This window comes from Cytophagia bacterium CHB2 (genome assembly GCA_030263535.1).
In the GTDB taxonomy this organism is placed as follows: domain Bacteria; phylum Zhuqueibacterota; class Zhuqueibacteria; order Zhuqueibacterales; family Zhuqueibacteraceae; genus Coneutiohabitans.
Genome location: SZPB01000210.1, coordinates 1 through 11,593 on the forward strand (window position 1 = coordinate 1; position 11,593 = coordinate 11,593).

14 protein-coding genes are annotated in these 11,593 nt (G+C 54.1%); 1 reads left to right on the forward strand and 13 read right to left on the reverse strand.

Going from position 1 to position 11,593, the window contains the following annotated elements:
* From FBQ85_18645 to FBQ85_18695, 11 genes are all read right to left on the reverse strand, one after another.
* The coding region (locus tag FBQ85_18645) for a hypothetical protein (protein ID MDL1877153.1) at positions 1-1,210 on the reverse strand (1,210 nt) is incomplete at its 3' end.
* A 159-nt stretch (positions 1,211-1,369) separates the two neighbouring features.
* Positions 1,370-2,251 (reverse strand): cytochrome C, encoded by an 882-nt coding sequence (locus FBQ85_18650; protein ID MDL1877154.1) that lies wholly within the window; start codon positions 2,249-2,251, stop codon positions 1,370-1,372.
* Positions 2,252-2,360: 109 nt separating this feature from the next.
* The gene (locus FBQ85_18655; GenBank protein MDL1877155.1) at positions 2,361-3,134 is read right to left on the reverse strand and encodes a DUF4405 domain-containing protein; all 774 of its coding nucleotides are present in this window, start codon (positions 3,132-3,134) and stop codon (positions 2,361-2,363) included.
* A gap of 213 nt (positions 3,135-3,347) precedes the next feature.
* Positions 3,348-3,911, reverse strand: a complete 564-nt coding sequence (locus FBQ85_18660) for a class I SAM-dependent methyltransferase (GenBank protein ID MDL1877156.1) — start codon at positions 3,909-3,911, stop codon at positions 3,348-3,350.
* Entirely contained in the window at positions 3,908-4,498 is a 591-nt protein-coding gene (locus tag FBQ85_18665; GenBank protein MDL1877157.1) for a DUF84 family protein, read from the reverse strand. The genes FBQ85_18660 and FBQ85_18665 overlap by 4 nt, the downstream gene beginning before the upstream one ends.
* A complete protein-coding gene (locus FBQ85_18670) occupies positions 4,495-5,850 on the reverse strand; it encodes a 5'-deoxyadenosine deaminase (protein ID MDL1877158.1) in 1,356 nt (451 codons plus the stop codon). Before FBQ85_18670 ends, FBQ85_18665 begins: the two co-directional genes overlap by 4 nt.
* A gap of 33 nt (positions 5,851-5,883) precedes the next feature.
* The gene (locus FBQ85_18675; GenBank protein ID MDL1877159.1) at positions 5,884-7,410 is read right to left on the reverse strand and encodes a serine/threonine protein kinase; all 1,527 of its coding nucleotides are present in this window, start codon (positions 7,408-7,410) and stop codon (positions 5,884-5,886) included.
* A 129-nt stretch (positions 7,411-7,539) separates the two neighbouring features.
* Complete coding sequence (locus FBQ85_18680) at positions 7,540-7,764, reverse strand: type II toxin-antitoxin system HicA family toxin (GenBank protein MDL1877160.1); 225 nt, start codon at positions 7,762-7,764, stop codon at positions 7,540-7,542.
* Positions 7,733-8,044 carry a type II toxin-antitoxin system HicB family antitoxin gene (locus tag FBQ85_18685; GenBank protein ID MDL1877161.1) on the reverse strand — a complete coding sequence of 104 codons (312 nt, stop codon included), beginning with the start codon at positions 8,042-8,044 and terminating at the stop codon, positions 7,733-7,735. Before FBQ85_18685 ends, FBQ85_18680 begins: the two co-directional genes overlap by 32 nt.
* Before the next feature lie 173 nt (positions 8,045-8,217).
* On the reverse strand, positions 8,218-8,553 hold the full coding sequence (locus tag FBQ85_18690) for a helix-turn-helix domain-containing protein (protein ID MDL1877162.1): 336 nt from the start codon (positions 8,551-8,553) through the stop codon (positions 8,218-8,220).
* Positions 8,550-8,873 carry a hypothetical protein gene (locus FBQ85_18695; protein ID MDL1877163.1) on the reverse strand — a complete coding sequence of 108 codons (324 nt, stop codon included), beginning with the start codon at positions 8,871-8,873 and terminating at the stop codon, positions 8,550-8,552. Before FBQ85_18695 ends, FBQ85_18690 begins: the two co-directional genes overlap by 4 nt.
* Before the next feature lie 212 nt (positions 8,874-9,085).
* On the opposite strand from FBQ85_18695, the gene FBQ85_18700 reads away from it, so the two are divergent.
* Positions 9,086-9,967, forward strand: a complete 882-nt coding sequence (locus FBQ85_18700; GenBank protein ID MDL1877164.1) for a radical SAM protein — start codon at positions 9,086-9,088, stop codon at positions 9,965-9,967.
* A gap of 341 nt (positions 9,968-10,308) precedes the next feature.
* Here the strand turns inward: FBQ85_18700 and FBQ85_18705 are convergent, their stop codons facing one another.
* Both FBQ85_18705 and aroF read right to left on the reverse strand, forming a co-directional pair.
* Complete coding sequence (locus tag FBQ85_18705; protein MDL1877165.1) at positions 10,309-11,001, reverse strand: RNA methyltransferase; 693 nt, start codon at positions 10,999-11,001, stop codon at positions 10,309-10,311.
* 2 nt (positions 11,002-11,003) lie between these two features.
* On the reverse strand, positions 11,004-11,593 hold a 590-nt coding region (gene aroF / locus FBQ85_18710; GenBank protein MDL1877166.1), incomplete at its 5' end, for a 3-deoxy-7-phosphoheptulonate synthase.

The following is an 11,593-nucleotide window of genomic DNA, read 5'->3' on the forward strand; positions in this document are numbered from 1 at the left end:
CGACCACGCCGTGCGCGGCGCCCAGGTTCCAATGCACGGCAAGCCCCAGCAGCACGGGCGCCACCGCCAGCCACCAGCCGTACACGAAACCGGGCTCGAGCTTCTGCGCAATCCGGCTCAAATCCGGGCCGATGCGGTCAAGCGTCTCGTAGCCGCTAATTTCGTGGCAGCCGTAACAGCCGAGATCGAACACCATGCGCTTGGCCTTGTTGAGATTCTCCGCATACTGCAAGCGGAGCTCTTTCGCGTGGCATTTGTTGCAACCAGCCTGTACATATTTGCCGGTCAGCAGCGGATGCAGCCAGAATTTGGCAAAGCCGTGCGCAAATTTCACGTTTTGCAGCGCCGGGCCTTGGCCCTCGTGGCACGGTGTGCAACCGAACCGTTCGACGGGGTGGAGGCGCAGCAGCGTGTCCAGCGAGCTGTGCGTGCGAAAAGGCGTCTCCGCTTCTTCAAAGCCTTTGCGATTGAATGAAACGTGGCAGGTGTGGCAGCGATCAACAGTGCTGATGAAATTGCCGAAATTGCTTTTCACAAACTCCGGCATGACGACTTGTTGAATTTTAATGGGGCGCTCGTCGACACGGTCGATACGGAACTGCAGCTCGTCCCGCTCTTTGGTCAAGGCGGCGAGTTGCCCATGAATATCAGTCATCTGCTGGCGAAAGCCTGCCAGCCGCGCTTGCACGTCGCGTTTTTTCTCCTCAGCGGCATCCCACTTGCTTTTCCATTCCGTATACTCGCCGGTCAGCCTCTCGACATTTTTGCCATGTTTTTCCTGAGCCGGCTCGTCGTTGTGATACTGCGCTTCTTTATAAAGGTAATACTCGGCGTCAGCCTCGCTCTTCGCAAAGCGATATTGTTGCACCGCTTGCTGGATTTCAAGCGCCACTTTGGCGGAATCTTGTAACGCTTGCTGGTATTCCGGGCTTTTCATGCCTGCGCGCGCTTCCTGCAAGCTTGCCAGAAGGCTGGCATACTGATCTTTCGATTCACCGTTGGTGAGCTTTTCGACCTCGGCGTTCAGCTTGGCTTGCAAATCTTCCTTTTCAATGCGATTGAACTCGCGCTGTGTCCGTTGCCAGGGTGAGCGCACCCAGATCATGTCGATGACCGCCCAGAATGTTGCGACAGCGAGCAGCGCGCTGCAAACGAAATAGATGTGGCTGTAATCCCGCTCTTCAATCGGAATATCGGAACGCTTGGCCAACGTCTCCTCCTTGTGAAATGCCCGGCGGATAGCGGCAGCCAACGATGAGAACACGTTTTACCGGTTCACCGTTGGGGGCAAGTTTTTAGAGCATTAATCAGAAAATGTGTGGTATCGTCCAGCCTTTTGGCGCCAAATCGAAACAAGTCCAATAAAACATCACACATTAAACCAGGGCGTCACCCAGATATATTTGATGTTGAATCCAATGCGCAAAATGATCTTGATCACCAAACCCATCATCGACAAAAACAAAAACGCATTGACGCTGTAGCGCAGGGGCCCGAGTGTTTTGAGAATTTCAGATTTGTCCTTTTTCCAAAACCAATAGATTGGAATCAGCGCGAAATATCCGCCCACGAGAATAAATCCAAAAATAGCTGCGCCCAGCTTGGAGCGGATGCCGAACCATTCATGCAAATCGACGTTCACCATGGCCACAACTTTGTGGGGATCCCACAGTTCCCACGGCGCAAAAAAGTTCCAGCCTGGCCCGCGTAAAAACGTTCCCAAAATGATCAACGAGAGCCACAACACAACAAAGCCAAACAGGAACACGGAGATCGCAAAGGGCCGCTCTTTGAAGGTGTAATAGCCGTTGCCCTTTTTGTTGGGGTCGATGTAGGGAATCGCCATCAAGCCGATGATGATCAGCGTCGGCAGCACCACGCCGGCAATCCAGGGATCAAAATAAACCAGCATTTCCTGCAAGCCCAGGAAGTACCACGGCGCTTTGGAAGGATTCGGCGTGCGCGAAGGATTGGCCGGCTCCTCCAGCGGCGCATCGAGCATGATTGCCCACACGGTGAGAATGATCATCATAATAATTGCGGAGAGAAACTCGTTGCGCGCGAGATACGGCCAGGTGTGAATGCGATCCTGTCCCTCCTCTTTCATCTTTCCGAATTCGCCATTGGCGATGCGCAAGTCATTGCGGCTGGCCTCCCGCCACCACAGCCAGATATAAAATGGAATGATGAAGAGCAGCGCTACAATGGGGACATTGTCGGTATTGCTGAGAATGTATTTGAGATTTTCCATGAATATCCAACCTTCTCTGCATGAGACAGCCCTGCGCGGGCCGGCGATTCGAAGCAGCCGGCCGGCAACTCAAAAGGAGATTTTTACGAGAGCGGGGAGAACGCCGGTGTTACAGCGGGCCGGAGATGCCGCCGTCTTTGCGTACGCGCCAAAAATGCACGCCCATAAAAACCGCCGCAAACAGCGGCAGGAAAATGCAATGCAGCACGTAAAAGCGCAGCAGTGTGGGCGGGCCGACTTGCGTGCCGCCCAGCAGCACGAAGCGCACATCGTTGTCCGGCTTCATGCCTAATTCCGGGCCGAACGGGCCTTCGTGACCGAGCAGCGGCGTGGCGCGCGCCATGTTGGTACCCACGGTTACCGCCCAGATGGAAAGCTGATCCCACGGCAGCAAATAACCGGTGAAGGACAGCAAGAGGGTTGTGGTGAGCAAAATAACGCCAACCACCCAATTGAATTCGCGCGGTGGTTTGTAAGAGCCGGTGAGAAAAACGCGGAACATGTGCAGCCATACGGCGATCACCATGCCGTGCGCCGCCCACCGGTGCATGTTGCGCAGGAACATGCCAAAAGGCACGTCGAATTGCAGATACTTCATATCGGCAAAAGCATACTCGGCGGTGGGGCGATAATAAAACATCAGCAATACGCCGGTGACCGCGGTGACCAAAAACAGCAGGAACGTGATGCCGCCCATGCACCAGGTGAAGCGAATATATGTGCCGTGACGGGGTAGCTTGGTGGGGTGAAGGTGCATCCAGAAATTATCCAGCACCTGTAGAAGACGATTACGCTGAGAGTCTTCGTAATCGTGACGGAACATCGACTTCCAGACTTGGGATTTGAGCAAACTGTCCCGCATCTTGTTGATGACCGCTTGCATGCCCTCTCCTCAGTTGTGGGTTCGGTGCAGCCGGAGTTAATTTTTGAATGGCGCGAATATAAATTAAAAAGTTTTGAATGTCAAGCGGGAAGGGTTGGACAACCGGGATTGGATCGTTGGATGATTGGATTGATAAGATCCATCACCCCATCAATCCACCTATCCGTTATTTTGCTGCAAAACCTCCGGCTGAGCAGATAATCGTCTCTTTGCTCACCGCGCCTGCGCCAGCCATTGCTGTTGCATCCAGGATCGCGCTGTCCCGCGGATGGCCCAGCCTGATTTGTGCAACAAGATCGTTACCTCTTTCTCTCTCCAATAATAAAGGCGTTCTCCCAGAATAAGCCGCATGCAATTTGCAGCATTCGGCGGGGCCGAGGTAAACAAAAACATGCCGCCGGGCTTGAGCACTCTGCTGACTTCGGCCAAGAATTTTTCAGCATCAGCTATATACTCCAACAATCCGATGGCAGTGACAAAATCAAAGGAATGATCGGCAAAGGGCAGGCATTCCGCGCGGGCAAGCGTCTTTCTCGTTGCCGGGGATTGCTGCAGCATGGCAAATGAAGCATCGGCGCATACTTGAATTTCATATTTCGAAAACAACGCAAGCGTGTCACCCGAACCGCTGCCTAAATCTAAATGACTGACAATGGGGAGAGCAATCTGCTGCAGCAACTTCGCAAGTTGTGTGCGCTCTTGCTGAAGAATGAGATTGAACGGAGGCCGGCGGCGAATGCGGGAATAAAACGGCGCCTTGATGCGCCAGAGGGTCATGATTGGTTATACATTTTTTCATGGTAAAACGGCGCGAGCGCCGCGAACAGCGCCAACTCAAATGCCTGTTGGCGATTCAAAAAACCGCGGCTGAGGACGCCGAATGCGCCGTCGTTGTTGCGCACATCCTTGCGGCCCGCAAACCGGTCGATGACTTTCGCCAAATCTTCTTTCTGTTCGATCACGGCATGCGCCACGGCCGCCGGCACCGGCATGCTCATCGAACTGCCGAAATGGCCCATGCCCTCGCGCTCCACGAACGCCCAGCTTTGCAAATGCACGCGCTCTATGCGCACCGTGCTCAGAATGAACAGCCCGCCCTCCAGGCCGATGGCAAAATCGACCGGGCCGTACTCACTTTCCACCAACGCACGCGCGGCTTCCGCACGATTGCGCGCGCCGCGCCGAATTTCGTGAATCGAGAGCGGCATGCTCGGCACCCCGCTTTCCACTTCTCGCGCGATATAATTGATTTGCTTCGGCTGGCGGCCGAGAAACGGAGCCACCTGGCTCATCACTGTGCGCACGGCCTCGACTTTCGGCGGCCGCAGCGATCCGATCGCCACCCGCAATGCCCCGTCATTCATAATTCAACCCGCTGCAATAATTTTTTAAATTCATCCTCTGCCTGCGTCACAAGCCCGGCGCGGTCGAGCTGGGCGATTTCTCCATTCTCATAACACACGCGGCCTTCCACCATTGTCAGGCGCACATCGCCGGCGCTGGCGGCGTAAACGATTTGCGCATAAATATCAGAAACATTGTTTGGTGTTTGAGACAATGCCTCGAGTCGCAGCAGCGTCACATCTGCTTTCTTGCCGGCTTCGAGACTGCCGATTTCATCCGCCAATCCCAAACATCGCGCGCCTTCGATCGTGGCCATGGCCATGATCTCAACCGCCGGCAACGCCGTTGGCCCGCGCCGGATTTTTTGAATCAATCCCGCAAGCTGCATTTCCTTAAAGATGTCGAGGCGATTGTTGCACGGCGCGCCGTCCGCGCCCAGGCCGACTTTCACGCCCGCCTCCCGCATCTCGATCACCGGCGCCAAGCCGCTGGCCAGTTTCATATTCGAGCCGGGGCAATGCGCGACGCTCGTGCCGTCGGCTGCCAGCATTTGCATTTCCTCGTGATGCACCTGCACGCCATGCGCAAAGCAGCAATGCTCGCCCGCAATTCCCAATTCATGAAAAAAAGCGACACTGCGGCAGCCTTTTTGTTTCAACAAAATTCCTTCTTCCGCAACAGTTTCCGCGGCATGGGAATGCACCATGCAACCTTGCTCCTTCGCCATCTCTGCCACCTCTCGCAGCAGCATCTCAGAACAACTGAGTGTGAAGCGCGGGGCATATGCATAGCGCAAGCGGCCGCCGGCAGCGCCATGCCATTGCTTTTGCAGGCGCTCACTTTCACGCAAGGACTGCTGTGTGTCTTCACGTAAACCGGCAGGGACGTTTTCTCCGCTATCCATCATGCACTTGCCGCCGAGCAGGCGCAGGCCGTGCGCTTCGGCCTCGGCAAAAACTTCATCATAATGATGCACACTGCCCATGTCGAGAATCGTGGTTGTGCCGCCGGCAAGCAACTCGGCAATGCCCAATCTTGCTGAAATGCGCATTGAAGTAGCGTTGTGAGCTGCTTCGAACGGCCAGATTTTCTGCTGCAGCCAATCGAGCAGGCTCAAGTTCTCGGCTTGATTGCGAAACAAAGTCTGGCAGAGGTGAATATGTGTTTGCACGAATCCCGGCAGCAAAGCGCAGCCGCTCGCCTCGATCACGCGCAACTCGCCGTCTGGCACGTTTTCTTTCGCCTGGGTTCGCTCGCCGGCCTTCACGATCTGCGCGATGCGATCATTTTCCACCAGCAAATCGCCGTGAAAAACCTCGCGCCCGGGATTCATGGTGATCAACAGCGCATTTTGGAAGAGGGTTTTTGGCATGTATCGTTTTGCGCTTTAACAAGTCAGGTCAGTTTAATTGACCTCCTCAATGAGTTCGACGAAATATTTCTGATCGAGCTTATGAACTGACACTCTATAAATATGCCGAGAATTGAGGAACTGTAACTCTTGCTCTAGCTCATACAATCGAAAAGCAAAAGGCTCTGGGAGGCGTTGTTTTTCACTGATAACACTATTTGTATTGATAGTGACAAACCACTCACCATAAACATCATCATCCTTATTGACTAAGAGCAAATTGAATCCTCTACCATTTTCCGCTCTGACTTCACCCCATGCCATGATTAATCGATTATTGTAAACTGGCCGTTTCAATTCCTTTATAGGTATTTGGGAGCCGTGATCACTGACAATTCCTTCTCGATAAAAATTCTCATCAACTAATTCCTTGATAAGGATTTTGATATTTTCCCCCGAAATCAAAGTTACAGTGCTGCCAATCTCATAGCTTGACGGGGTAATTTGAATCTTACGTCCATCATATTTGGTATTGAATTCGTCAACAAACTCTTTAAGTGGCTCAAAAATACTTTTTTGATATTGGTAGAATACGAGTTTTTGAAATTCCATAATTTCATGCTGTCTTTTTTCATTTTCTAAACGATCTCGCATTATTTCGTGATCTTTTTCCAGTCGTTTTTGTAGCAATAAGTCTATATTAGGTGTATTCGAAGTCGTAGGAGCTTCGGCTTTTTGCAGAAAATTTCTTACTTCATCCCAATTTCGAAATCTTTCTGCTGTGCTCTTGTTTATCATTTTCAAAATCACTTGCGCTATGATACTTGACAATTGGCGATTTAATTCCTGAGGCTTTGGAGGCGTTTGAAAAAGATGAGCATTTTTCCAGTCGTCAAGGTCAAAGAGACTTAGACTCTCGAACGGGTGTCGCAAAGTCGCCAATTCGTAAAACACAAAACCCATGGAGTAAATATCCATCTGAATCGTATTTTTCTCATATCTCCAGCCTTCAGGAGCAAGATATGGAATACAACCTACCCCCTTGAACGTTGTCGTTCTAGTTCTTTGAGCAACAATTTTCGATAATCCAAAATCGGTAATTTTGAGAACGCCATCCGAAATTAGAATGTTATCGGGCTTAATATCTCTATGAACAAGATGTTGATTAATTGCTTCCATTCCATTGATCAATTGAAAAAAGTATACTGCTAATTCTTCATTGCCGAAATGGTCATTTGTCTTTCTCTTCGACTCCACTAGCTTTGCCAACGTGCCGCTGCTCGCAAATTCCATTATGATGTAAGGTGGAAGTTGATTGTATTTTGATCCGTCATGAAAGTATAAGTACTTGATCACATTCTGGTGGGAAACTGACATAGCGAGATTGCCTTCATTCAAAAACGCTTTTAACTCTGTGTTATCGCCAAGAGGCGTCTGAAGTGTTTTCAAAGCAAACACATTGTTGTCAGCTTGCCGCGTAATTTTGTAAACGTTGCCAAAACTTCCATTCCCAATAAACTCAGAAACTTGGTACTCGTTTCCATCAGCATCATAAATGATAGTTCCAGTCATGATTATCATTGCTGTTACATGTCCTCATTTATAATAAATGCTACGCCCCGTGAGATTCATTGTGATCTATCTACAAGCTCAATGAAGGAAATGCGCAATGTCTGACCTGCGCACGGATTTGCGGAAGGAGAATGAAGGTTAAAGGACATTCCATTCATCAACGGTAACCCCAGCATCACGAATGATTTTTCGCAATAAGCCGATACCGATATCTTTGTTACCGTGCACAGGAAGCGGAATGACTTTCTTAACGGCATGGTGAACCATGTGCACATGCCGCCCACCGGGTATCGGACCCTCGAATCCCAAAGCTCGAAGCTTTCGCATGACTTCACGCGCCGGGAGCGGTGTCAGCTTCGGCATATTCGAACTCCTTTATCTCAATACCCGCAATTTTCGGAATTTCAAAGCCGAGTTGCAAGGCAACTACCAGATTGCCCTCGATTGCATCCCGAAGATTATCACGCGCCTCTTCAAAATTATCGCCCTGAGAAAAAAAGCCTGAAACGTTTGGAACGTGAGCAACGACGGTGCCGTTCTCATCTTTTTCATACTCTGCCAATCTCAAGGCTTGTTCCACATAAGCGGAGAGCGAAAACGACTTTGTTCTCTTGCTATTCATTTTCGTGACCTTTGTTCGCATCGGTTAAGCGGCGGAGCAACAGTAATGAAGCTTGATCGAAGAACAGGCGCTGGAGTTACCTGATCATAAAATCATGTCCGGCTTCGCCGTCGTCTGAATACAAAGTTCGATGTCGCTAATTCAAACGCATCCTATTAGTCCGTTTCAATGATTCGAACATATATGCTTGCTTATCATGTTGCGTAAGTGCCTTTACTTCCCTTTGCTGCGCTGTTAGAAGATAGATGAACTACCTCAAGAATTTTCTCTGGGTATTTTGCCGCAACCAGCAATAAAATTCGCGCTGCGCCTTCGGGCTTGCGCCTGCCTTGTTCCCAATTGCGCAATGTAGAAACGCTAATGCCAAGCATATCGGCAAACTTTGGCTGAGACAGGCCATAATGATCTCTTATCGAGCGCACATCCGGCTGGTCAAATTTAAAGGTCCGGCTCGGCCTTATTTCTCCCCGTAAAATCGCGCCTCCTTGCTTTACACTTTTTAGAAGCTCGTCAAATACTTCTTTTTTCATTGGAGTTCCTGCTCAACAAGAGATTTTAAAACTTTCAGTTGTTCGTGAGTTAAATCATCCTGCACATTCTTAGGATAAATGAATAGCATTAGAATTTTTTCGTGAGACGAATGCCAATAATAAATCACTCGAACGCCCCCGCGCTTTCCCCGCCCTGATCTACTCCATCCCATCTTTCGCAAGCCGCCGCCTCCGCGAATGACATCTCCACCTTCGGGGCGGCTTATTAATTCGTTTTGAAGATTGCGATACTCTTCGTCCGTCAAAAGAGATTTCACTTGCCGAGTGAAAATTGGCGTTTCGATAATCTGCCTGGCCAATATACGCCAATGAAGTATGCGAGTCAATAGCCAACCTGATTACCATCAGGCGACTGCTGGTCGACTCCAAAAATTCTGCGCTAGGTTACGAATTGCAGCCGTCACTTGGATTTAACAAAAAACATAAACTGGTGAACAAAATAATTCCAAAATATTCTTGCAAGAATACTCATTTTTTATATATTGGTGTACAAAAATTACCATTAAATGAAATGGCAACCACAATTCCAATCATCCACGGCCGCGGCGCCAATCTCAATCCCGCCAACCGTTTCGAGCCGATTGCGCTTGAAATCGATCCGGAATGGCTGAACGAGGAAGGCCTGCCCGCGCCGCAAACGCATTTCTTCATCGACAGCACGCGCGGCATCATCTCGAAAAGCGACAGTCCGGATCTCGGGCAGATGTACAGCCTCAATCCCTATCGCGGCTGCGAGCACGGCTGCATTTACTGTTATGCCCGGCCCTCGCACGAATATTTCGGTTGGTCGTCGGGATTGGATTTCGAAACCAAAATTCTCGTGAAGCCCGACGCGCCTGAGCTGCTCGCGCAAGAATTCGAAAAACGAAGCTGGAAGCCGCAGACCGTCGTGCTTTCCGGAAATACCGATTGCTACCAGCTTGCCGAGCGGCGCTTGCGCATCACGCGCGGCTGCCTGGAAGTGTTTTTGCGCTATCGCAATCCCGTGGGCATCATCACCAAAAATGCGCTGGTGCTGCGCGATTTGGATTTGCTCGCCGAGATGGCAAAGCTCAATCTCGTCGCGGTGACGCTGTCGATTACAACGCTGGATAATCAATTGTGCCGCAAAATGGAGCCGCGCACCTCCGCGCCGGAGCGCACGATGATCGGGCCCTGGCAGCTCACGTCGCCGCGCAGGCGGCCTGTTACTTCGAGCGCGGCGCCGCTCACGTCGCCGTCCACGCTGCCGCCCGAGCCGATCTCGACCGGCCCGGAGACCGCGACGTCACCGCTCAGCGTGCCCTCGACGCGAAGGCCGCCGCTGCCGGAGACCCTCCCGGTGAGCGGGGAGCGAGCGCCGATCACGCTGGTGTCCGAGGTGTGCCGCGCCATGAATGCGGGCGCACGCTAATACAGGCCGGCCGGGCTGTCACCACGGGGAAAAGCGCGGCGAATTCCCGGGGTGGTGGCGATCACGGAACGGCGTACGGCACGGCTGCCAAGAGCAAACTCGCGACGCTAGCGAAGATCACGCTCACGGCGAGCGCGACCCACGCCCAGGTCATCCAGCTCGGCCTGAGGGGCGGCGGTCGTCGGACGGACGGTTGCAGCACGCGATGCCAGCGGCTCACGACTTCACTCCTTTCGGACCGCGTGGTGCATCGGCCGTGCCAAGCAGGAGCGGCGCAGTGCGGCGCGGTCGAAGCCGGTGAGCGTCGTGCAGCGCTGCGACGCTGTGGCGGTGTGCAACGCTCAGCGCCGCGCCGCCAGGATCTCTCCCGCGCGGTTCACCGTGGCGTAGAGCCCGCGGGCGTAGAGCTCGCGCTGCCGCGAAGCGTCCAGGTCTCCGGGCCGTCCGGCCGTGGCGGCCGCCAGCAGGATGGCCGCGGACACGCTCACGTTCAGGCTCTCCACGAAGCCCCGCATCGGGATGCGCACGGAGCGGCTCGCAGCGCTGGCGAGCGCCTGCGAGATGCCGTCGTGCTCGTTGCCGAGCACCAGGCACAAACGCGGCAACCTCGCGAGGTCCTCCGGGCGGAGCTCGCCCTGCGGGTGCGTCGCGACGAGCTCGAAGCCCCGATCTCGGAGGGCGGTGACGGCCTCGTCCGGGCTGGCGTGCCGCGTCACGTCCACCCAGCGCTCGGTGCCCTTGGCCACGCCGCCGGAGACCAGGAACTCCTCGTGGCGCGGGACGACGTGCACGCAAGAGACGCCGAAGGCATCGGCGGAGCGCAGGATGGCGGCGCCGTTGTGGGGGTCGTGCGGCGCGTCCATCAGCAGGGTGACGCTGTCGAGCCGTCCAGCGATGACCTCCCCGAGCCGCGCTCGCCGCGCCTCGAGCACCAACGGCTCGAGCAGCTCGATCACCTGCTCCGCGCTCCACTCGGGGCCCCAGGGCAGGGCTGGGGCGCTCGGCGCGAAGACGCCTTCGGACTCGCGGCGCATGCTCAGCCGAGGGGCTGCCCGAGCGCCGCGGCGACCTTGCGCACGTCGCTCATCATCTCGGTGAACATGTCGAAGGTCAGGGCCTGGGGCCCGTCCGACAGCGCCTTGCTCGGATTGGGGTGGACCTCGACGATCACGCCGTCCACGCCCGTGGCGGCGGCGGCGCGCGCCATCGGCGCGACCGCCTTGGCGACGCCGGTGCCGTGCGACGGATCGACGACGATGGGCAGGTGGGTGATGGCTCGGAGCAGAGGCAACACCCCGAGGTCGAGCGTGTTGCGGGTCAGCGTCTCGTAGGTGCGAATGCCGCGCTCGCAGAGCATCACCTGGTAGTTGCCCCGGGACACGATGTATTCGGCGGCCATCAGCCACTCGTTCACCGTGCTGGCGATGCCGCGCTTGAGCATGACCGGCTTGCCCAGAGCGCCCACGGCCTCGAGCAGCGAGAAGTTCTGCATGTTGCGCGCGCCGATCTGCAGGATGTCGGCGTGCTCGGCCACGACCGTCGGCGTCTCGGTGTCCTGCGCCTCCGTGATCACCGGCATGCCGGTGGCTCGTCGCGCCTCGGCGAGGAGCGCGAGCCCTTCTTCGC